Below are 21,938 nucleotides of genomic sequence, written 5' to 3' on the forward strand. Positions count from 1 at the left end.
CTATGAAAATAGTAATGTTTTACCATTCCCTGCTTTCGGACTGGAACCACGGCAACGCGCACTTTTTGCGGGGCATTGTGCAGGAATTAAAGCACCGGGGCCACGAGGTGCAGGTGTATGAACCAGAGCAAGGCTGGAGTTTACAAAACCTGGTAAACGACTACGGAAAAGAAAAAATCCAGGAATTGCAAGAATATTATCCCGGCCTGGAAACCAATTTTTATAACCTGGAAAGCCTGAACCTGGATGCTGTTTTAAATAATGCCGATTTGGTATTGGTACACGAATGGAACGACCACGACTTAGTTAAGCAGATAGGCCAGCACCGGGTAACTAATAATTACAAGTTAATATTCCACGACACCCACCACCGGGCCGTTACCGAAAAAGCCAGCATGGCGCAGTACGACCTGCAACACTACGATGGCGTGTTGGCTTTTGGTGAGGTTATCCAGCAAATATATTTAAAAGAAAACTGGACCCAGAAAGCCTGGACCTGGCACGAGGCCGCCGATGATTCGGTCTTTTATCCGCACGAAAAAGGTGAAGTGGAAGGTGATTTGGTTTGGGTTGGGAACTGGGGCGATGAAGAACGAACCGCTGAACTCCACGAATTTTTAATAAATCCGGTAAAAGAATTAGGCCTAAAAGCGAAAATATACGGCGTGCGCTACCCGGAACATGCGCTAAAATCGTTGGCCGAGGCAGGTATAGAATATGGTGGTTGGCTACCCAATTACAAAGCACCAGAAGTTTTTGCCAAATACAAAGTTACGATGCATGTACCGCGTCGGCCTTACGTAGAAGCTTTACCCGGCATTCCTACCATTCGCCCGTTTGAGGCCCTTAGTTGCGGCATTCCGTTAATATCTGCTCCGTGGGAAGATGCTGAAAATTTATTTACCCCCGGTCAGGATTTTTTAGTAGCTGGTAACGGCGAAGAAATGAAAAAGCATCTCCTGACTATTTTAAATCAGCCCGAAAAGGCCGAAACATTAGTGCAAAATGGTTTAACTGTAATCCGCCAGCGCCATACGTGCCGGCATCGGGTAAACGAACTGGAGCAAGTTTGCGCTGAATTAGGTATCGATAAAACTAAAATTTTCCTGAACGAAGAAATAACTAATGAATAATAAAAAACTAAAAATCGCTTTTTTCGGCTCCAGCCTGGTTTCGGCTTACTGGAACGGCGCGGCTACGTATTACCGGGGCATTGTGCGGGCTTTGCATGCACGTGAGCACCAGGTTACTTTTTACGAACCAGATGCTTACCAGCGCCAGGAACACCGCGATATGCCCGACCCAGATTGGGCCAAAGTAGTAGTTTACCCGGCCACCGAAGAAGCGGTTTTTAAAGTATTAGAACAAGCCACCGAAGCCGATTTAGTGGTAAAAGCCAGCGGCGTAGGCGTGTTTGATGAATTGCTGGAAGCCGAAGTGTTGAAACTGCAAACGCCGGAGCGCATGGTCGTGTTCTGGGATGTGGACGCCCCGGCCACTTTGGATCGGGTACAGCATAATCCGCAAGACGCTTTTCTACCCCTAATTCCGCAGTACGATTTAATATTAACCTACGGCGGCGGCGATCCGGTGGTGCAGGCTTACAAGGCTTTAGGTGCGCGGCAATGTGTACCTATTTACAATGCCCTAGATACCGCTACCCATTTCCCGGTAGAACCTAACCCGCGTTTTGCCTGCGATTTGGCCTTTCTGGGTAATCGTTTGCCCGATCGCGAGGCCCGCGTAGAGCAATTCTTCCTGGACGTAGCCGCCCAATTACCGCAAAATAAATTCATTATTGGCGGCAGTGGTTGGGGCGATAAACCCATGAGCCCGAATATTAATTATATCGGGCACGTGTACACGCAAGACCACAATGCTTTTAACTGTACGCCCAAAGCTGTTTTAAATATTAGTCGCGAAAGCATGGCCCGTTACGGTTTTTCGCCGGCGACCCGGGTGTTTGAAGCCGCCGGTGCCGCCGCCTGTATTATTACTGATTACTGGGAAGGCATAGACTTTTTCTTTCAGCCAGATATGGAAATATTAGTTGCCCGCGACGGGGAAGAAGTAGCCCAGCTAATGGCCGAACTCACCGAAGAAAAAGCTAAAGCCATTGGCCAGGCAGCTTACAAAAAAGTACTGGCCGCGCATACCTACGACCACCGCGCCGACCAACTGGAAAAGCTGTTATACACCAAAATAGCCAAACGCGCGGAGGAACTGGTATGACTGATATGACTCATGGCAAACCTTTAAATATCGTTATCCTGGGCTTATCTATTACCTCGTCGTGGGGAAACGGGCACGCCACTACCTTTCGGGGATTAGTTCGGGAGCTGGCTGCCCGCGGCCATGAGGTTTTATTTCTGGAGCGCGATGTTCCCTGGTACGCCTCAAACCGCGACTTGCCCAACCCGGAATATTGCACTACCGAATTATACGCTTCGCTGGAAGATTTAAAAGCCCGGTTTACCGAGCCCGTGCGTGAAGCCGATTTAGTAATGGTGGGTTCTTACGTGCCGGAAGGCGTAACCGTAGGGCAATGGGTAAACCAAACCGCGCAAGGCATTAAAGCTTTTTACGATATTGATACCCCAGTTACTTTAGCCAAACTCCGGCGCGAAGATTTTGAATATTTGCATCCCAGCTTAATTCCGCAGTACGATTTGTATTTGTCTTTTACCGGCGGTCCTACGTTGGATGTTCTGGAAAAAGAATTTGGCTCGCCGATGGCCCGGCCGCTTTATTGTTCTTTCGACCCGGAACTTTATTACCCGGAAGCGCAGGAAAATCAATGGGATTTAGGTTACCTGGGTACCTACAGCGATGATCGGCAGCCGCCCTTAGAAAAATTAATGCTGGATGCCGCCCGGCAGTGGCCCGACGGTAAATTTGTGGTGGCTGGTCCACAGTACCCGGCTGCGGTGCAATGGCCGGCTAACACGCAATATATTCACCATTTGCCGCCCGCCGAGCACCGCAAGTTTTATAACCAGCAACGGTTTACCCAAAATATTACCCGACAGGATATGATTCAGGCGGGCTATTCGCCGAGTGTGCGTTTATTCGAAGCGGCCGCCTGTGGTACGCCTATTATCAGCGATTATTGGGATGGCCTGGATACCCTGTTTACTTTCGGTTCCGAAATATTAATCTCCCGGAGCGCACAGGAAACTTTAAGTTACTTACAGGATATTCCGGAAACAGAACGCCAGGCAATGGGCGAAAAGGCCCGGCAAAAAGTGTTGGCGCACCATACGGCTGCCCACCGGGCACTGGAAGTGGAGAACTACGTACGGGAACTGCAAAACGCTTTCAGTATAAAAAGCTAAATATTACCCAAAGGGGCAGCAATAAAACCTGGTTAATCTGGAGCCAGTATAACTTCTGCCTTTTATCTTTTACCAACTAAATACTTATGATGAACACAATCCAGCAGGATATAGAACAATTAGGTCCGTGGTTCCATAATATTCATTTACCCGATGGCACCCAAACAGCGCCAAATCACGCCTTCGGAGATTTTCCTGCTTTTAAATGGAGAGATATTGCTCCTTATATTCCAGCTGATTTATCGGGCTGGCGGGTGCTGGATGTGGGTTGTAATGCCGGCTATTATACCATCGAATTGGCCAAAAGAGGCGCCCAGGTGCTAGGCATCGACGTAGACCCCCATTATTTAAAACAAGCCGAATGGGTAGCCCGGCAGTTTGGTTTTGAAAATAAGATTGAGTTGCGGCAATTGCAGGTGTACGATGTAGCCCAATTAGACCAGGAGTTTGATTTAATCTGGTACATGGGCGTATTGTATCATTTGCGTTATCCCTTACTTTCTTTAGATATTTTAACCCAAAAGCTAAAGCGGCTAATGGTTTTCCAGACTCTGACTATGCCGGGCGAAGAAATGCTGGAGGTTCCGAAAGATTTAGATATTAATAACCGGGAAAAAATGCTGGAGCCGGGTTGGCCCCTCATGGCGTTTATTCAGCACCGTCTGGCCGGCGACGTAACCAACTGGTGGGCACCCAACCACGCCTGTATTGTAGGCATGCTCCAGTCTTGCGGCCTAAAAATTACCGGGCATCCGGCCCACGAAATTTATCTCTGCGAGCCCGACCCCAGTATTGTAAATCCGGTGCAAGCCTGGAACAAATCCGAATATTTATCAGCTACCGGCCAAACCTGGACCGAAGAAGTAGTGGCCAAAGTAGAAAACAAGAACCGCACTTTAACCCGCTGATAAATTAAATTTTAGACAAGCAGCATTTTAAATTTATATGTTTTTTCGGAATTCAGAAACCAGCCTGGTAGAAGTTAAAGAAGAAGTAAGTAGGGAAAAGGTAAGTTTACCCTGGATTCAGGTAGCCCCGGATAGTCCTTATTTTATAACGGAAGAAGGTAAGCCCTGGACGCCTATTGGGCAAAATGATGCCGTTACCTGGCCCGAATTTGCGGGGCTGTTCCGGCGCAAAGATATGGGAGCCGTAGAGGATCATTTGGCTTATCTGGTGGCGCACGGCGTTACCTGTTTGCGGTTTATGCTGGAATATTGCCAAACCGAGAACCGTTATATTGAGCGGCCAGCCGGAAAATTTCAGCCCAACATGGTGCGACTCTGGGACGATTTATTCTCCTTATGCGAAAAGCACGGTTTGCGCATTTTGCTTACGCCTTACGATACTTTCTGGATGTGGATTCGGTGGAAACACCACCCGTATAACCGTGCGCAAGGCGGACCATGTAAGAGTCGTTCGAAATGGCTGCTCTGCCCCGACACTTTAAAAGCTATAAAAGGGCGGCTAACTTTTGCAGCCGAACGCTGGGGTGGCAGTGGCGCTTTATTTGCCTGGGATATCTGGAACGAGATTCATCCGGCCCACGCGGGCAACTCTACCGATACTTTCTACGCATTTGTAAACGAATTAAGCAGTCATTTGCGCGAAATTGAAACCCGGTTATACGGCAGATCGCATTTGCAAACCATTTCTTTATTCGGCCCAATTTTGCAGGAGCACCCCAATGTTGCCGATGTCATATTCCGTCACCCGCAGCTCGATTTTGCTACTACCCATTTCTATGATGCCAAAACCATTAACCACCCCAAAGATACGGTAGCATCGGCTATTTGTACCGGCACCTTAGTCCGGGAGGCCATCGAACATATTCAGAAACCCAAGCCTTTTTTCGACAGCGAACACGGGCCCATTCATGCCTTTAAAGATTTGCACCGGACCTTGCCCGAACCTTTCGACGATGAATATTTTCGGCATATCCAATGGGCGCACTTGGCTTCGGGCGGGGCAGGCGGCGGTATGCGCTGGCCCAACCGGCATCCGCATGTATTAACGCCCGGCATGCGCGTGGCCCAGCAAAACATGGCGAAGTTTCTGCCCTATATTAACTGGGTAAATTTTAAGCGGCGCAACCTGAACCACGAAATACAAGTTTCTTCTCTTAATTTTGCGGTTTTTGGTTGTGGCGATGCGCAACAGGTATTAGTGTGGCTGCTCCGGAAAGATAAATTAAAAAATGGCCTGGTGGTAAAACCCGCTCACCCGGATAAAGTTGAAGTTACCATTCCCGGTTTGGAAGCGGGACATTATGCAGTTTATTTCTGGGATACAGTTACCGGCACCGAACTAAAGCAAGAACGTGTGGAAAATAAAATTGCCGGTTGCTTATTTTTGGAAGGAGTAGAAGTTGGCACCGATGTAGCGCTGGCGGTGGTAAAGATGAATTAAATAATGAAGGAGTTCTTACTTACTGATATTAGGCAATGGTTTTAATATTAGAAGTTTAAGCAATCCATCTCTGTCATTCAGGAGGAAACTCTTTGGCAGGCTGCTAAATAGTTTCCTCCTAAATGACAGAGATGGGTTAGAGGTACCAAAAGTTAATCTTTCCTGACCTACTACGTAGTTTCAGTTAATTATTGTATACCTTAATTATAAAAACGTAATCTTTTATTTTTTTCAACTGTTCCGGGCGGCTGGCCCCGGCCAGGTAATTTCTCTTTGATAATTTTATCGGCGAATCGAGTGAATCCTGGGAAAGCTGATCTACCAGTTGTTTCAGGTAAGCCGATTTTACCGCAAAAGAAGCGCCCTGCTGATCTAATTGTTGTCCGCTGATTACTCCAATCAGGTTGCCTTGGTTGTCGAGTAAAGGCCCGCCGCTATTACCTGGGTTAAGGGGTATGGAAATCTGGTAAGAAGTAGTATCGCCTTCGAAACCAGTTTTAGAACTAACCGAGCCTTCGCCGAAAACCATGTCTTCCCGCGGGAAACCTAACGTATAAACCCGTTCGCCCAAATCACTTAAATCAGATTTAAACGAGTAAGGCAAAGAACCGAAAGAAGAAAAACCGGCATCGTCAATTTTTAAAATAGCTAAATCGTGGGCCTGATCGCGGTAAATATTTTTAACCTTATAACGCTGCCCGTTTTGGTTTTCAATAAAAACCGAATCGGCATCTTTTACTACGTGGTAACTTGTTACCAAATACCCATCCGAACTAATAGCAAAACCGGTACCGCTAAAATTAGCCGGTATGGGCCTGGCCGCGCCCGAGTTAGCAACCCCCGAAATGCCTTTGGCAATAGCCCGCTGACTATTTTTAATTTTCTCTACTTCGCGGCGGAGTGCGGTGTAACGGGCATTTTGCTGCTTACCCATTGAACGCCACACATCTATACTCATGAGAGTACCAAAAACGGTTAAAATAGCCACCGATGCTGCCACGGCTATGGTTGCATAATGCTGATTCCAGAATATTTTGCGTTTTTGTTTATCGCCAAAAGGCGTAATTACTTTTCTATCGGTAGCGGGTGCACTTTCCGGTGATGTTTCCAGCTCGTGGTGAATAGATGTAAGCTGTTCTTTTAAAGCTTTGCGACGCGAATAAAAACGCAACGTGCCATCCAGTTGCTGGTACTGGCGGTAATATTCCGCAAAATCCGGATCAGATTTTAAAAGCAGCTTAAACTGAGCCAGCTCTTCCGGGTTTAGTTGATTATTGTAAAAACGTTCTATTTGCTTAAAAGCTTCTAACTCTTTCATAATAATTATTGATTTACTTAAGTGCTGCAGTAAATCTTTTTTGTTAGGCTAATACTGTATAACCTTTTATTCGTGCTCAACCTCTGATTTATAGAGATTAAAAAATAATTTTTTTAAACGTAAAAGGCATTTATATTTCTGGTTCTTAGCGTTATCGGCGTTGGTGTAACCAAATTTTTCAGTTATTTCCTGCATCGATAAATCCTGCATGTAAAAATCTTCTAACAAGGTTTTACAAGGCTCGCCCACCAAAACCAAGGCTTCTGCCATTTTGGTAAAAGAAGCTTCCCGCTCTTCGTATTCCACAACATCATCGGCCACATCTACAAACGTGTCAGATTCTGATACCGCCCCGCCAAACCGGCTTTTAAAGGCCAGTCGTTTAAGCCAAAGCCGCCGGCAAACCGAATACAAATACGTTTTTATCAGGCAATTCAGTTCCAGGGTTTCTTCCCTGATTTTTTCAATAAAAAGAATAACCGCTTCCTGGTAAATATCTTTGGCTTCTTCTTCGGTACCGTTATTACTCAGCACAAAATGCAAAACCATTGGGTAATGTTGCTTGTAGAGATAAGCCACTGCCGTTTCGTCTTCTCTGCGAATTCCCGCCAGTAAAGCCTCCTCTGAAAAATAAACTACGTTAGGCATTTACGCTCTTCTTTTAATACCCGTGGCTATACTTTTGTAACCCACAATATTTTATTATTTCTAAAATATTTAGAATACAGGTCTGGTTGGTGTAATTATAAAATCAAATTTGGGATAAGATAATTCAAAATCAAAACGAAAAAGTACGAATGTGGGTAGGCGCGCACTTGCACACTTACCAAATGCTTATTACCTTTGGGCATTGCAAAAAAGCAATATTTACCGGCGCACGTGGTGAAACTGGTAGACACGCCATCTTGAGGGGGTGGTGCCTTACGGGTGTGGGAGTTCGAATCTCCCCGCGCGCACCAAATAATAGCAAAAGGCCTTGCAGTCTGGGTTCAGCCCTGAAATGCAAGGCCTTTTTGTTTTACAGTTCGCTTTACTACTCGCAGCACAGTTTTAACTTCTAATTAGCCTCTGACCTGCTTTAACTGCACAAATATTAACCTTTTACTTAAGCTTTATGGTAATTAGCTGTCCGTTTTAACTTTAGTTAAATCCCAGGCCTTTTTAGGGTTGTTCCAGAAAATCATATACTTATTATTTAACTTCACCGAATATTTTTTTGTCTTTTCTGCCGTCTTAATCCGGAATACCGGTTTTGATTTTACGGAGTAATTGGGGCTAATCCAGTTCTCCTGCGAACTTATGCTATAAGCTTTAACATCCCGTTTATTAGGCCCTAATTCGAAGTTTAAAGTTCTGTCCGAATTATTGTATATGCCTAAAGTGGTTTCGCTTATACGTCGGCCTACCGCTTGCCCGAAACTGTTAAGCGTTATTAACAACAGAACTGCTACCAGAACTATAGCCTTAACTGGTTTCATTGTTCGTCCTTTTTAGGTGAATTTATTCTGCCGAGAAGATACCCGGCAATGGTGCCAAGTAAACCAACAGCCGGGGCAATCTGGTCGTTGCTGTAACCAGCTGTAATGAGAAATAAGGTGCTAACAATAATAATGGTGATAATAACAAACTTTATTGTGTCTTCGGAGCTAATATTTTTATTTCGGATTAGGTATATTTCCAGGAGAATTACCAGAATTCCGAAAGTCAGGACGTATAAAGATAATTGGAATTCAAGCCGCGTTATGGGGAGCGCCACCACTTCGGTGGTTTCCGCAGGCTCAGGATAAGGGGCATTGGCAGAACTCCCTCCTTCGGTATAAGGAGCATTCGATAAAGAATCTTGGCCCAAAACAATGGCTGATTCCAACAATAAAAATAATGTTAGGATAGCTTTATTTACTTTAAAGCCCATGGTGTCCTTTTTTTAAATAAAATTCGTCGGATAGTAGCTCATAATTCCCGAAAAACGCGGTGAAGTGTCATATAACCTAAATATTACTGGTAATCAGCTTTAATAAATTATAACGGATAGTACCTGGCTATTGATTAAAGGCTTAGTTACGATTAAATATAATAAGTTATAATAAATATTTTTATTATACAATATTTAATAGTGTTTTGTTATGCTTTTTAAAATTCTCTTTCACAAATAAATACAGGCTCTATTCAACCACAGCCTTATTACAAACTAACATTAGCTAACAAAGGAGTAAGTAAATTTAATTTGAATACATCCAAATTAATTGTTGCAAATAGACCTTTACCTTAAATAGGAATATTGATTTAGCACATCACGTATCGTTTTTACGACTATCTTTCTTTAACACACTGCTGCTTTTTTCTATTTACTTAAGCCTTCTTTCTTTTCGCAGTTATGTTGTACAAGTATTATATTATTATTCGCGCTTGCTGCTATGCTTATTTTCTCAACTAATCTTCTGGTTTTTGGTATTCTAAATTAAAAAGTTTTCTGATTGATATTGTTATAAATAGGTTAGCACAATAATAAAAGAAACAGGTTAAAGCAATATCAGTAATAATATTTAATATTACTAAGATTGCTGTTGTCCATTATATAGTATATTAAATAAATTTAATATAATTTAAGTGCAATTAAAAACTACTTAATGCTCAATGAAAGTGCTTTTTGATTAAAAAAATATAAAAAATTGCTTTGAGTGTATTGCGGTAAAGAAATATTTATTAATTTACACCCGTAAACAAAACGAGCACTCTATGAAAAGACCTTCTACAGCATCTGCCGGATTAAATTTCTTAAGCCAGGGATATACCATTGAATTATCACAAATGGCTGTAGGCCCTTTTATGCGTTACTTTGAACGTAATAAACCAGGGTTTGAGTTAGCTGTTGCTTACGAGAGCGAAATGGCAATTATAAAACCTATTAAAACCAATACCGAAGTGCCATCGGTAAAGACGAGTTTAAAAGCAAGCTTACAAAGAGCTGGCTTTAACCTGGGCAATACGTTCTTTAAGCCGGGTATAAGCCCGGTTAATTAATAAATAATAAAACTTTATTTTCTAGCCGGGTAAATCTAAATACTGGCAATATTTATATTTTGCCGAATTTAGCGAGGAATAAACAATTAAGTTTTCTTCGGCAATATTACCGTAGCGCAACTGTTCAGGTAAAGGCAAGCAGTTACCTGATAAACGGTAAACTAGTAATGCGCTTAAATAAATTAATATTGTTCGAAAGGATTTAGCGGCTTAACCAAAATAACTTTTTCCCGCTCTATAAACACTGCGCCGGGCTCGGCACCTTTGGGTTTCCGGACAAACTTTTTGGGCGTGTACAGTACCGGGCACAACGAATCATTTTTGCGTTTAGAATACCAGGCGGCTAACTGCGCCGCCTTTTCGATTACGGGTTCCGGAAAAGTTTTACCTGATTGGTATTTTATTATTACATGCGAGCCTGCTACATCTCTGGCGTGCAGCCACAAGTCTTCTTTGTAACTATGTTTTTGGGTAAGCAAATCGTTATTTTTTGCGTTTTTACCCACTAATATTTTAAATCCGCCTGTTTCAAAAGTTTTAAAAAGCGATAAGGTTTCTTCTTGGGGACCAGCCAGGGATAAATCGTTTTCTTTTATAAAAGCCTTTAAATCGCGGTTCGTGCTGATGTTGTTTAATTTTTCGAGTAGCGTTTGCAGCTTAATTATTTCGGCTTTTTTTGCTTCTGCGCGATCTGCTAAGTAGCGTAACTCTATTTGCCGGTTTTTATTTTTTTTGTACAATCGCTCGGCGTATTTCTGCGGCGTTTCTTTTTTAGGTAAGGTGATTTTCTTTTGCGTGTTGTTGTAGAAGTCAAATACCTCAACTTCGGTGGCCTGCGGCGTAATATTGGTTAAATTGGCCATTATCAGGTCGGCGGTTTGGCTCAGGGTAGTATCATACTCCAACTCCAGCATTTTGTATTCTACCTCCTCAACATATTTTTGCGAACCAGCTAACTTTTTGGTAAGCTGTTGGTGCAGGGTTGTGTAATGTTGTTCAAAATAATTTTCGGTTAAATATACCCGCACAAATTCCTGCAAGGCCGTAATAGGGTCGGTAAAAGTTCCGCTGATTTCGCCCAAAGGCAAAAGTGACAAACGGGTGCGGCCGTTTATTTTAGCTATATAATACGTTGGATTTTCCAGCGTCTGCATGGTTTTTTGCAGTAGTTGCCATTGTTGTTCAGGTGCTGCCTGCTGGTAACCAAGTTGGTTTAAATAAAGAATGGGCACATCGCCGAGGGTAGGATAGAGGCTGGTCAGGCGGTGTTGGTTCTCCAGAAATATTTCTTTCGTAACAACTAAATTCCGGCCCAACTGGCTCAGGCGCAAATCTAAATCTTTTTGGAGCTTGTTCTGGAAAATAGTAACAGCCTCATCGCCACTAAATAAAATAATATTAGATCGGTTGCCGAATAATTTGAACAGCAGCGCTAGGTTATTTTCGAGTTGGAGGTAAAAGCTGCGCTCGTTGGGTTGTTGCACCACCGTCAGTACCTTTAAGTCAATAATTTGGGGAAAAAGATCGACGCTGTTGGCCCGGGCCCTGTTAAAAGTGGCTGGGAACGATAAGGCGGAAAATTGAGGTGATAATTGGGCTTTAATATAAAAATCTTCGGAGCCGTTGGTAAAACCAATAACCAGTTCATCTTTCTCCTGGCTAAAACAGGCGGCTACCCTAAAATGCAGGAGTTTTTGCTCCAGGGCAGGCGTTAGTTGCCGGAGAAAATAATAATTATTGTGCACAGGCTATAATGCTATTTTTAAACCATCATACGCCAAATTAATAAAATCAGGCAATTCGGCTTCTACTTCGTGGTGCAGCCCCATTAAGTGGCTAATATGCGTTAAATAAGCTTGCCGGGGTTTTAGTTGGCTGAGCAGTTCAACGGCTTCGCCCAACGAAAAATGGGAAATGTGTGGTTCTTTGCGTAAAGCACCCAGCACAATTACTTCGGAACCGGCAATTTTAGCTAATTCGGCATCTGCAATATAATTTACATCGGTAATGTAAGTGAAATTATTAATGCGGAAACCCAGCACCGGCAATTTGTAGTGTTTTACCCGTATGGGAATTACAGTGGTGCCAAATAAATCGAAAGGTTCTTCGGTAATAGGAAAAAGTTTAACTCGCGGAATGCCGGGGTAATTATGGCCGGAGAAAATATACGAAAATTCTTGTTTTAACTGATTAATCACCCGCTCTTCCCCGTACAGGGGCATGTCGTAGTTGTGCATAAAGTTATAGGCGCGGATATCGTCGAGGCCGGAAGTGTGGTCTTTATGTTCGTGGGTGAACAAAAGCGCGTCTAATTTTTTAATGCGTTCCCGTAAAACCTGCTGCCGGAAATCGGGACCAGAATCAAAAATAATGCTTTTATCGTTTATTTGCAGGTGCACCGATACCCGTAAACGTTTGTCGCGGAAGTCTAAAGACCGGCAAACGTCGCATTCACAACCAATAACGGGCACACCTTGGGAGGTACCGGTCCCTAGAAACGTAACGGTCACTTAAGTTCTCCTGATTTACATATTTCCTGATACAGTTCCAGGCTTTTCTCTCCTAACTTGTCGGTATTAATCTGGATATTACGCAAAATATCGTACAAACAATTAATACGGCCTTCTAACGGGAAATATTTGTTTACAATGGCCACTTTCATGTCCTTGATTAAACAATAACCCGCCTTGAAGTTGCCTTTTTCGTACCGCAGCACATAGTCTGATTCGGAAAAAATATCTTCAAGGCGGGCTAAAAAAGAACGGGTATACTTTAACTCCATCCTCGCGGATTAAGATACATATTGTTTTACGGTTTGCACCAGCATGTCGAAATCTAAAGGCTTAGGCAAATACGCATTAATACCGGCTTCTTTAAATTCTTCCATGGTATAATTATTCGCGTTTCCGGTAACCGCAATAATAGGCACGCTAGAAATTTCTTTATTTTCGTGATTGCGGATTTCGCGGGTACACTCCATACCGTTTTTAATCGGAATATTTAAATCCATCAGAATTGCATCTATTTTTTGCTTTTCTACCTGGTTTATAACTTCTTTTCCGTTTTTGGCGGTTACTATTTTATAATTCTGCAGCTCCAGAATTTTCTTAGTCAGGTTAAGAATAACAGAGCTATCTTCAGCAATGAGAATTGTTTTCGTATCAGCCATTTTTAATAGTGAGTAAATTTTTTCGGATAGACTTTCTTGAAATTAGAATAATGCTCTAAAAGTAATGCAAAATCTTCATTTACGTTAGATAATTCTTTCTTTTTAATGTTATGTTCTAATTTTTTTGCTATATCGGCAAATAAATTTATGCCTAAGGTAGAGCTGGTGCCTTTTAACTGGTGTAATATACCTAAAATATCGTTATACTGTTGTTCAGCCACTTTTTCGCCGGCTTCTTGCAGCAACGGATCAGTTTCTTCGGTAAATTCATCGTACAATTGTTTAGCAAAATCATCGCCGCCCAGTAAACGCATTTGGTCAATTATGGCATCATCCAAAATGGGTTCTGCTGCTTCCGGTTCATCGGTTGGTATTACTTCGGCTTCAACGGCAAACGGGTTTTCGTTCTTTTTATCGATAAACCATTTTTTAATTACGTTGTGCAGAATACTTTCTTTAATTGGTTTAGATACATAATCATCCAAGCCCTGCCCTAAGAATTTATCGGCATCGTCTTTCATGGAGTAAGCCGTCATGGCAATAATGGGTGGGCACGAAGCGCCAAGCACTTTTTTAATTTCGGCCGTGGCCGTTACCCCATCCATTTCGGGCATCTGAATGTCCATAAAAATCATGTCGTAGGCGTTGGTAGCGGCTTGTTCAATGGCTTCGAAACCGTTCGAGGCAATATCGGCTTTGCAGCCCAGGCGTACTAAAATTTTCTCGGCTACCTTTTGGTTAATGGCATTATCATCTACCAGCAGCACATACGGAGTAGTGGCAAACTGTTCTACTTCTTCTGTCCCTTCGCCTGGTTGTTGGCCGCCAATAATTTCTCTAATTTCTTCTTCGTTTATTACCAGCTTGCATTTAATGGTAAACCAGAAAGTGCTGCCTTCGCCGTAAACCGAATCTACGCTGATTTCGCCGCCCAGCAGCTCGCTTAATTGCTTAGAAATGGCCAAACCTAAACCCGTACCGCCAAACGATTTGGTGGAGGTATTATCGAGCTGGGTAAAATTGGTAAACAACAGCTTTTTGTTTTCTTCGGTTATGCCAATGCCACTGTCTTTTACCCGGAACATAATGGTGCTAAACTCGCCATCGTTGCTAATGCTCGAAACGTTTATGTGCACGCTGCCATTATTCGTAAACTTAATGGCGTTGGAAGTCAGGTTCGATAATATCTGGAGCAGGCGGTTTTCATCGGTTTGAATAAATTGCGGCGTGTGCGGTGTAATGTAATAATTAAACCGTAAATTTTTCTGCTGCGCCCGGTTCACAAATAAATTGTGTACCTTACTTAAGGTATAATGTAAATCAATGCCCGTTTCGTTCAGGGTAAGTTTACCCGCCTGAATTTTAGAGAAATCGAGAATATCATTTAAGATAGCCAATAGCGCCTCCGACGATTTACGCAAGGTATCTACGTATTCGTGCTGTTCTTCGGTTTTTATGGTATGGAACAACAAATCGATCATACCAATAATACCGTTCATGGGCGTGCGTAGTTCGTGGCTCATGTTTGCCAGGAACAAGGTTTTGGCCTGCAAAGAACTTTCGGCTAATTCTTTGGCTTTAATTAACTCCAGCTGAATTTTTTTAATATCCGAAATATCGCGGGCTACGCCTTCATAACCAGTTACATTGCCTTCGCTATCGTAAACCAGGGTAGAGTTTAATAAAACATCTTTTAAAGAGTTATCCTTGCCTTTTAAGGTAGCTTCAAAGTTACGCACCCGGCCGTTTTCTTTTAGTTTTTGCATGAGCCGTTCGCGATCGGTAAGGTCGGCATAAAAGTCTATCGCCGGCATGCCTTTTACTTCTTCCGGCGTGTAGCCCAGCATCTCGGTTACCGAAGGGCTCATTAAAGTAACCAGGCCATCTAAGTTGGTCTGATAATACAAGTCCTGGAAAGACTCAAATATGCTCCGGAATTTTTCTTCGTTTTCCTGTAAAGCTAGCTCCGAGAATTTTTTCTCGGTAATATCCAGCGCCATAGCCGATATTTCTTCGAAAGAACCGTCTTCCAGGTAAATCGGGTTTAAGAAAATTTCCTGCCATTTTATTTGGCCATCCGGAATAGCAATTCTTAATTCAAAGTGGCAGGGTTGCCCTGAAAATACTTTATCGAATAATTCTTCCCATATATGTATCTCGTTCGCCTGGTTGTAACTCTGATTGTTCGTTGATATAGCTAAATTATCGAAGAATTGGCTATTTAATTGTGCTTCAATGCCCCAGTGGTCGCTTAAGAAATTAGCAAAGTTCTGGTTAAAAGAAGTAAATAAATAATTACGGTTAAGCGACCACATTAAATGTGAGCCGCTTTCGAATATTGCTTTTAGCCGGGCATTTTGGTTATTAATTTGTACTTCATTGCGTTTGCGTTCAATAGCCAATGCCACCTGGTTCGAAATAAAGTGCAATATTTCAATATCAGAACTTACGTAAGCTTCTTGCTTGCGGTAATCCTGCACGGCAATAACCCCAATGGTGCGCTCGCCTACCATTAACGGCGAACACAATATTACTTCCGGCATTATTCCTTTTACCTGCAGCAGCCCTTTGTTTTCTAACTCTACCAAATCTTCGCGGAGCATGTACAAAGGTTTACCCAGGTTTATAATATACTCCGATATGCCATTGGCATAAGGCCGTTCAATTTCGAAGTTAGTAATAGGCTTATGCTGATCGATGTAATACGCAAAGTTTAGCTGGGTGCGCTCATCGTCGCAGAGGGCAATGTAAATATTATTGGTTTCTATAATTTTACTAAGCTCCCGGTGTATGGCACCGTACAACGATTGTAAGTCTTTGCTGCTAATAGCTAAGTTGGCAATGCTGTAATATACTTTTTGCAGCCGCTCGGCTTTAATCCGGTCGGTAATATCGTGCAGAATAGCGCGGGTGGCTACCGCTTTGCCGTTTTGCCAGGTACAGTTTATACTGCCAATTAAGTGCACCGGTTTGCCTTGTTTCGTTAGGAAAACCGTTTCTATTTTATTTACATTTTCGCCTTTGTACAGGTTGCGCAACTGGTAAATAAGCTTGGCTTTGTAGTACGGGTGTACAATATCGTTCAGGCTTAATTTTTCAATATCGTAATCATCGTAGCCCAGTTTATCTTGCCAGGCTTTGTTTACAAATATAAACCGGTTATCGGTAGATACGTTCTGGATTAAATCGTGGGCGTTGTCGAATATATCCTGGAGGCGGCTCTTGTTATCTTTCAGGGCCTCCATGGCCAGCTTTTTATCGGTAATATCTTTTCCTAAGCTAATAATGCCCGAAATATTGCCGTTGGCATCGTACTCAAACATGCGCTGCCACAAAAAGGTCTTTACTTCGCCGGTCTTAGATTGAATATCCCGTTCAAAATGGTCAATCAGCTTCCGCTCCCAAATCATTTTCAGATACTGCTCTTTCCGCTCGGGGCGCTCCGCATCCGAAATAAATAATTCAAAGTAATCTTTCCCAACCAGTTCCTCGGCCCGGTAGCCCAATATTTCCTCAAAATAATGGTTCAGGTATTTTATGCGGCCTTCGCAGTCGAGGCTAATGTAAGCCATCTCGACTTTACTGATAAATTCCCGGAACTGGTTTATCGATTCGGTTAATATTTCTTCGTTGCGCTTGGCTAACTGGGTTTGTTTTAGTTCGGTTACATCCCGGATGATGGTTTGAATATAAAATTTACCGCTGATTAATATCCGGTTAAGACTTATTTCGGTTTCGAGCGGAGGTAATTCCGGATGGTTTCTTTTCCACTCAAATTTTACATCGCCGCCATTATTTATTACTTCTTGCAGGTAATTATTTATTTTTTCTTCTTCCTTCAGATTGTTATTGCCCAGTATTTCGGGCAACGTTTTGGTTATTAATATATTCCGGGTTAAACCGGTCAGAAACTGGGTTGCCCGGTTACAATCGGCTATTTGTAAACCATCGCTCAAAATAATGGCATCCGGCGACGAATCGAACAACGCCTGGTATTTGCTTTCGGAGTAACTTAACTGTTGGTTTAGTTCGTGCTTGGTAATATATTGCCCTATTTCGTTACCAATGGTATCTATGAGCGAGGTAAACGAAAAGGTAATTTTTTTAGGATTGTGCAAAAATAAAACCAGGGCCCCAATGCAGGTCGTATCGGAACTAACCGGCATTAGTACAAAGTTTTTTAAGTCCAGCAGGCGCTCAAAATTCTGGTTAAGCAGCTTCGCCGATTCGCGGATTGCTTTGGGTATTAATTTGCCGCGCAGCGCCGGGTTAAGTGCCACCACCGGATTTTTATTTAATATTAAATGGTTAGTGCCCGTGGCCGATAATAAGTTTAATTTATGATCAGCTTCCTGGTATAAATAAATGCCCCCGCCAATAATGACCGTTTTTTCCATTAATTGTTCCAGGGTAAACTGCAGAATTTCTTCGGTAGTTTTAAAGCGGGGCAGGTGCGAAAACAAAAAGTTTACAAATTCTAGCTGATCGTTGCGCAGCCGGATATTTTGTTCGGTGCTTAAGCGATCAAGCGAATCGACCGCACTGGCAATAATAACTTTCTGGCCCTGAAAATAACCAGGTGTTAATACTATTTCTACGGTAATCAGTTCCTGGTTTTTCCCTTTAAACCAGGAATCGAACTTTTGAATATTGCCATTTAAGGCTTGGTTTAACCGTTTCTGGAAAAAAGAACTTTCGAAATGGTTAAATTCCAGAATTTCCGAAATGGGTTTGTGCAGCAAATCTTCTTTCCGGTACGAAGATAGCTGCAAGGCTGCTTTATTCAGTTCTAAAATATGGCCTTGCGCGTCTAAAATACAAACGCTTTCAAAGCTGTTTTCAAATATTTCTTTATAGTTGTCTTCGGTAATTTTTTCTGAATTTAATACTTTACCATCTGGGCTTTTATCCGATAAGGTACAGCAAACAAAAGCCCGGCTTTCGTAATCCTGAATGTACGTGAAATGCAGGCTTAGTTCTGCTTTATGATTGCTGGGTGCGTTAACATTTAGCCGGGCGTGTTTTTTTTGCGGAAGTTTCAGAAATGCATCCGTTAATTTTTTTCTATCTAACGCCGAAAAAGCATTGCTTATATTTACGCCCGCAACCTGATCGAGCGTAATAATTTTCTGCGCCGAAGGTGTTGCGGCCAAAATAATGCCATCGGGTGCGCAAACCAATAACTTTTGTTGAGAGCCAGTTAATTGCAAGGTAAGTTGCAATAAATTTTGAGCTAATTCGGTAACCGAAAATACTGGATACGATACTGGATTTACGCGCATATAGTAAGTTTGTTTGTAGAGCCCGATTTGTAGTTTTACAATATGTTCCTTGTAAAACAGCTCCTTGGCAAATTTAGTCTAAAATTCAAAAAATATAAGCAAATAAACAACCATTAGCTTCTTAATTTAATATTTTGCTTTAAAATTTATGCTCGATTGTTGCAGTATGTACGTTGGTAGTAATTGTATTATCAGTTGAATAATATTTTTATAAAATAGTAAGCTCCTAATTTTTAAAAAATTGCCCAATTTGTTCTACGTCTGTAATTAGCGATACATATTAATTTTACACTAAAATCCTGATGCATCATAAGAATTACGCAGGTCCGGTTCTGGTGGTTATTGCCGGGCCCACCGCCGTAGGTAAAACCGAATTATGCCTGAAACTGGCCCGCCAACTAAATACTAATATTATTTCGGCTGATTCGCGGCAGTTTTACCGCGAAATGAATATTGGAACCGCCAAGCCCAACGCAGCAGAATTAAGCGCTGTAAAGCATTATTTTATCAACTCCCATAGTATTACGGAGGAATATAGCTGCGGCGCCTTTGAAGCGGATACTTTGGCTTTGTTAGATAAGCTATTCCGGGAAAAACAAACAATAATCTTAACCGGTGGCTCCGGGTTGTACATTCAGGCGGTTTGCGAAGGCTTAGACGAAATGCCGGATATTATGCCAGCGGTAAGAGAAAATTTAATGCTACAACTGGAACAACAGGGCCTGGAAAATTTATTAACTCAACTACAATCATTAGATCCGGCCTATTACGAACAGGTCGATCGGGCTAATCCGCAACGGGTAATCAGGGCCTTAGAAGTTTGTTACAGCAGCGGGCAGCCTTATTCGGTTTACCGGGCTGGTAGTCGCAAGCAACGGCCGTTTAAAATAGTTAAAATTGGCCTTACCCGCGACCGCGCCGAGTTGTACCAACGCATCGATCAACGAATGGAAGAAATGCTGGCTATGGGCCTAATGGAAGAAGCCAAATCGCTTTACCCGTACCGGGCGCATAACGCGCTGCAAACAGTGGGGTACAAAGAAATATTCGACTTTATGGAAGAAAAACAAGACTGGCCCGAAACGGTGCGGTTGCTGAAGCGCAACAGCCGCCGGTATGCCAAACGGCAGCTTACCTGGTTCCGGCGCGATCCGGAATTTAAATGGTTTCACCCGGAAGACTGGGAAGGTATTTTAACCTGTATAGCCCAAAACTCCGGGTGAAAAGTATTAGAAAAGCTTATAAAAAAATATTAAATTCTAAAGTGCGCAGGATCAAATGCTTAATATTTCAACCATCCGGACAAACCGCTGGTTAATAATTTTCTTTTTGTTGATGGTATCTTTAAAAGGCGTGTAAACCAACCGGGAATTTACAATACCCGCCATTACATCGGATTTGCCGTTTATCAGGCCTTCTACCGTGGCAATACCAATTTGGCTGGCTAATAAACGGTCGGCGGCGGTAGGAGCGCCTCCGCGTTGCACGTGGCCCAAAATGGTAACCCGGGCATCCATTTGGGGTAAGGCTTCTTTTACCTGGGCCGCAATCTGGGTCGCGTTGCCTTCTTCGTCGCCTTCGGCAATTACAATTATAAAAGAAGTTTTAGAACGTTCCCAACCGTTGCGCAGCGTATCAATTACCTGTTCTATCGACGTAATCGTTTCGGGAATCATCACAATTTCGGCGCCACCGCCAATAGCACAAGGCATCGCAATGTAACCGGAGTCGCGGCCCATTACTTCCACAAAAAATACCCTTTCGTGGCTATCGGCCGTATCCCGTATTTTATCAATAGCATCCAAGGCGGTATTTACCGCCGTATCGTACCCAATGGTATAATCCGTGCCGTACAAGTCGTTGTCGATGGTGCCGGGCGCACCCACTATCGGAATGCCAAATTCTTCCGAAAACATGGAGGCACCGGTAAAGGTACCATTACCCCCAATGGCCACCAGCCCGTCTATTTCATATTTCTTTAATTGTTCAAAAGCTCTTTCCCGGCCTTCGCGGGTCATAAATTCTTTGCTGCGGGCCGATTTTAAAATAGTGCCGCCTTTTTGGATGGTATTGCTAACGGAGGAAGATTCCATTTTGTAAAAATCTCCGCTAATCATACCATTGTAACCTTTTCTTATACCGTATACTTCAATTCCGTGGTAAATAGCCGTTCTGACCACTGCCCGAATACAGGCATTCATGCCAGGCGAATCACCACCGGAGGTAAAAACTGCAATTCGTTTCATCTGATATTAATTAAGCCAGCAATTTAAGTAAATAACTGCTATTTAAATTCTAATTTTTATAGGTTTTTCATCTTTACTTTAATTTATCTAAATAAAAGGCCGTTTTCTGGCTAAATTATTCAATTTGCAATAGGGGTTGGTTGCTTAAAAAAAAATAGAAAACATATACTAAAAAAAGTATATACCGTATCTAAAAAAGGTTAAATTTAAAGAATAGGAGATGGTAAAATGCGTTTTACATTTCTGAACTTCTATTTATTTTTTAATCCTGATTTTACTGGGAGTAATGTGTACTTAAACCAGGGCGTTAATTTTAAAGACATCGTATATGTTTAACTTTTTTGAAAGCGAACAAACCAAACGCGTTAAAAACCACATTGCTAATTTAGGAGCCTTGGCCCGGATAGACGGACACTTAGACGCATCTGAGCTGAATTATATTATTGCGGTAGGGCAAAAAAACGGGCTTAAACCCGAAGATGTACGTGCGCTAATTGCCAACGGCGAAAAATTGCAGGTGCACTTACCGGAAAACGACTCTGAGCGGTTTGATCAGATTTACGATTTAGTGGAAATGATGCTGGCCGATGGCATTGTAGACGATAATGAGATGGAATTTTGTATGATGATGGCCAGTAAACTAGGCTTCCGGAAAGCTATTGTGGGCGTGTTAGTCCGAAAAATTTTGGTAGGCGTAAAAGACGGTTTTACCCGCGAACAAATTAAAAGTGAATCGCAAGCCTTTTTGAAATATTAAGAATATTAGGGCGTCGGCAGCCGTATTTATTTGCTAGCCTTAAAAAGGAGCAGGCTTTATTGAAGCTTGCTCTTTCTTTTTTTGGTCAGTTCTTAAATGGATAATTTTCCGAGGTAATAAGTAATACCAATTCCTATTAGTAATATTTCATAGGAAGGCTGAACAGGTATTATTTTAAAGTATAGGTTCTTTGTTGTCTATTTAGGACGCTTTAGTATTGAATGGTACTTTTCCGACCTTTTTAGCATTTGCTGGTGCGGCTTTTCTTCTGGCGCAGATTAACCCTTCCGCCCTCCGGGCACCTTCCCTAAATTAGGGCTACGATTAGGACACAAATTTTTGGGCCAGGGTCCACCCGTGCAAGATATGCTGGAAGTAATTCCAACCGCGCAAAAGGGTAA

18 protein-coding genes and 1 tRNA gene are annotated in these 21,938 nt (G+C 42.5%); 9 read left to right on the forward strand and 10 right to left on the reverse strand.

The window, feature by feature from the left end; translation table 11 throughout:
- Positions 1-2: 2 nt before the first annotated feature.
- The 5 genes from F0145_RS18895 to F0145_RS18915 all read left to right on the forward strand — a co-directional run bounded on the left by F0145_RS18895 (position 3) and on the right by F0145_RS18915 (position 5,744).
- A complete protein-coding gene (locus tag F0145_RS18895; RefSeq protein WP_150090850.1) occupies positions 3-1,133 on the forward strand; it encodes a CgeB family protein in 1,131 nt (376 codons plus the stop codon).
- Positions 1,126-2,232 carry a CgeB family protein gene (locus tag F0145_RS18900; RefSeq protein ID WP_150090852.1) on the forward strand — a complete coding sequence of 369 codons (1,107 nt, stop codon included), beginning with the start codon at positions 1,126-1,128 and terminating at the stop codon, positions 2,230-2,232. The genes F0145_RS18895 and F0145_RS18900 overlap by 8 nt, the downstream gene beginning before the upstream one ends.
- A complete protein-coding gene (locus tag F0145_RS18905) occupies positions 2,229-3,335 on the forward strand; it encodes a CgeB family protein (protein ID WP_223816150.1) in 1,107 nt (368 codons plus the stop codon). Before F0145_RS18900 ends, F0145_RS18905 begins: the two co-directional genes overlap by 4 nt.
- 86 nt (positions 3,336-3,421) lie before the next feature.
- The gene (locus F0145_RS18910; RefSeq protein WP_223816151.1) at positions 3,422-4,243 is read left to right on the forward strand and encodes a TIGR04290 family methyltransferase; all 822 of its coding nucleotides are present in this window, start codon (positions 3,422-3,424) and stop codon (positions 4,241-4,243) included.
- A 37-nt stretch (positions 4,244-4,280) separates the two neighbouring features.
- Positions 4,281-5,744, forward strand: coding sequence for a glycoside hydrolase 5 family protein (locus F0145_RS18915; protein WP_190277596.1), 1,464 nt, complete (start codon positions 4,281-4,283; stop codon positions 5,742-5,744).
- A 184-nt stretch (positions 5,745-5,928) separates the two neighbouring features.
- On the opposite strand, the gene F0145_RS18920 is transcribed toward F0145_RS18915, so the two are convergent.
- Entirely contained in the window at positions 5,929-7,062 is a 1,134-nt protein-coding gene (locus F0145_RS18920) for a S1 family peptidase (protein ID WP_150090854.1), read from the reverse strand.
- A 66-nt stretch (positions 7,063-7,128) separates the two neighbouring features.
- On the reverse strand, positions 7,129-7,710 hold the full coding sequence (locus F0145_RS18925) for an RNA polymerase sigma factor (protein WP_150090856.1): 582 nt from the start codon (positions 7,708-7,710) through the stop codon (positions 7,129-7,131).
- Positions 7,711-7,935: 225 nt separating this feature from the next.
- Between F0145_RS18925 and F0145_RS18930 the strand changes: the two genes are divergently transcribed.
- A tRNA-Leu gene (locus F0145_RS18930) sits at positions 7,936-8,021 on the forward strand.
- Between the two features lie 162 nt (positions 8,022-8,183).
- On the opposite strand, the gene F0145_RS18935 is transcribed toward F0145_RS18930, so the two are convergent.
- Both F0145_RS18935 and F0145_RS18940 read right to left on the reverse strand, forming a co-directional pair.
- Positions 8,184-8,540, reverse strand: coding sequence for a hypothetical protein (locus tag F0145_RS18935; protein WP_150090858.1), 357 nt, complete (start codon positions 8,538-8,540; stop codon positions 8,184-8,186).
- Positions 8,537-8,974, reverse strand: a complete 438-nt coding sequence (locus F0145_RS18940) for a hypothetical protein (protein ID WP_150090860.1) — start codon at positions 8,972-8,974, stop codon at positions 8,537-8,539. Before F0145_RS18940 ends, F0145_RS18935 begins: the two co-directional genes overlap by 4 nt.
- An 824-nt stretch (positions 8,975-9,798) precedes the next feature.
- Between F0145_RS18940 and F0145_RS18945 the strand changes: the two genes are divergently transcribed.
- The gene (locus F0145_RS18945) at positions 9,799-10,083 is read left to right on the forward strand and encodes a hypothetical protein (RefSeq protein WP_150090862.1); all 285 of its coding nucleotides are present in this window, start codon (positions 9,799-9,801) and stop codon (positions 10,081-10,083) included.
- Between the two features lie 182 nt (positions 10,084-10,265).
- Here F0145_RS18945 and F0145_RS18950 read toward each other — a convergent pair whose 3' ends face one another.
- From F0145_RS18950 to F0145_RS18970, 5 genes are read right to left on the reverse strand one after another with little or no spacing between them, the layout of a single operon-like run.
- On the reverse strand, positions 10,266-11,828 hold the full coding sequence (locus tag F0145_RS18950) for an NFACT RNA binding domain-containing protein (protein ID WP_150090864.1): 1,563 nt from the start codon (positions 11,826-11,828) through the stop codon (positions 10,266-10,268).
- A 3-nt stretch (positions 11,829-11,831) separates the two neighbouring features.
- On the reverse strand, positions 11,832-12,593 hold the full coding sequence (locus F0145_RS18955) for an MBL fold metallo-hydrolase (RefSeq protein ID WP_150090866.1): 762 nt from the start codon (positions 12,591-12,593) through the stop codon (positions 11,832-11,834).
- Positions 12,590-12,865, reverse strand: coding sequence for a hypothetical protein (locus F0145_RS18960; protein WP_150090868.1), 276 nt, complete (start codon positions 12,863-12,865; stop codon positions 12,590-12,592). Before F0145_RS18960 ends, F0145_RS18955 begins: the two co-directional genes overlap by 4 nt.
- 9 nt (positions 12,866-12,874) lie before the next feature.
- Positions 12,875-13,252, reverse strand: coding sequence for a response regulator (locus F0145_RS18965; protein ID WP_150090870.1), 378 nt, complete (start codon positions 13,250-13,252; stop codon positions 12,875-12,877).
- 2 nt (positions 13,253-13,254) lie between these two features.
- Positions 13,255-18,534 (reverse strand): PAS domain S-box protein, encoded by a 5,280-nt coding sequence (locus F0145_RS18970; protein ID WP_150090872.1) that lies wholly within the window; start codon positions 18,532-18,534, stop codon positions 13,255-13,257.
- Positions 18,535-18,836: 302 nt separating this feature from the next.
- Between F0145_RS18970 and miaA the strand changes: the two genes are divergently transcribed.
- Complete coding sequence (gene miaA / locus F0145_RS18975) at positions 18,837-19,757, forward strand: tRNA (adenosine(37)-N6)-dimethylallyltransferase MiaA (protein ID WP_150090874.1); 921 nt, start codon at positions 18,837-18,839, stop codon at positions 19,755-19,757.
- Between the two features lie 51 nt (positions 19,758-19,808).
- Here the strand turns inward: miaA and pfkA are convergent, their stop codons facing one another.
- The gene (gene pfkA, locus F0145_RS18980) at positions 19,809-20,780 is read right to left on the reverse strand and encodes a 6-phosphofructokinase (RefSeq protein ID WP_150090876.1); all 972 of its coding nucleotides are present in this window, start codon (positions 20,778-20,780) and stop codon (positions 19,809-19,811) included.
- 328 nt (positions 20,781-21,108) lie between these two features.
- Here pfkA and F0145_RS18985 point away from each other — a divergent pair, with 328 nt between their 5' ends.
- A complete protein-coding gene (locus tag F0145_RS18985) occupies positions 21,109-21,537 on the forward strand; it encodes a tellurite resistance TerB family protein (protein WP_150090878.1) in 429 nt (142 codons plus the stop codon).
- Positions 21,538-21,938: the final 401 nt, after the last annotated feature.

The sequence above is a fragment of the Adhaeribacter rhizoryzae genome, from assembly GCF_008629685.1.
GTDB classification, from domain to species: domain Bacteria; phylum Bacteroidota; class Bacteroidia; order Cytophagales; family Hymenobacteraceae; genus Adhaeribacter; species Adhaeribacter rhizoryzae.

Coding starts and splice junctions, on each gene's coding strand:
- F0145_RS18895 (WP_150090850.1), top strand. CDS start 3: ATGAAAATAGTAATGTTTTACCATTCCCTGCTTTCGGACTGGAACCAC.
- F0145_RS18900 (WP_150090852.1), top strand. CDS start 1,126: ATGAATAATAAAAAACTAAAAATCGCTTTTTTCGGCTCCAGCCTGGTT.
- F0145_RS18905 (WP_223816150.1), top strand. CDS start 2,229: ATGACTGATATGACTCATGGCAAACCTTTAAATATCGTTATCCTGGGC.
- F0145_RS18910 (WP_223816151.1), top strand. CDS start 3,422: ATGATGAACACAATCCAGCAGGATATAGAACAATTAGGTCCGTGGTTC.
- F0145_RS18915 (WP_190277596.1), top strand. CDS start 4,281: ATGTTTTTTCGGAATTCAGAAACCAGCCTGGTAGAAGTTAAAGAAGAA.
- F0145_RS18920 (WP_150090854.1), bottom strand. CDS start 7,062: ATGAAAGAGTTAGAAGCTTTTAAGCAAATAGAACGTTTTTACAATAAT.
- F0145_RS18925 (WP_150090856.1), bottom strand. CDS start 7,710: ATGCCTAACGTAGTTTATTTTTCAGAGGAGGCTTTACTGGCGGGAATT.
- F0145_RS18935 (WP_150090858.1), bottom strand. CDS start 8,540: ATGAAACCAGTTAAGGCTATAGTTCTGGTAGCAGTTCTGTTGTTAATA.
- F0145_RS18940 (WP_150090860.1), bottom strand. CDS start 8,974: ATGGGCTTTAAAGTAAATAAAGCTATCCTAACATTATTTTTATTGTTG.
- F0145_RS18945 (WP_150090862.1), top strand. CDS start 9,799: ATGAAAAGACCTTCTACAGCATCTGCCGGATTAAATTTCTTAAGCCAG.
- F0145_RS18960 (WP_150090868.1), bottom strand. CDS start 12,865: ATGGAGTTAAAGTATACCCGTTCTTTTTTAGCCCGCCTTGAAGATATT.
- F0145_RS18965 (WP_150090870.1), bottom strand. CDS start 13,252: ATGGCTGATACGAAAACAATTCTCATTGCTGAAGATAGCTCTGTTATT.
- F0145_RS18970 (WP_150090872.1), bottom strand. CDS start 18,534: ATGCGCGTAAATCCAGTATCGTATCCAGTATTTTCGGTTACCGAATTA.
- miaA (WP_150090874.1), top strand. CDS start 18,837: ATGCATCATAAGAATTACGCAGGTCCGGTTCTGGTGGTTATTGCCGGG.
- pfkA (WP_150090876.1), bottom strand. CDS start 20,780: ATGAAACGAATTGCAGTTTTTACCTCCGGTGGTGATTCGCCTGGCATG.
- F0145_RS18985 (WP_150090878.1), top strand. CDS start 21,109: ATGTTTAACTTTTTTGAAAGCGAACAAACCAAACGCGTTAAAAACCAC.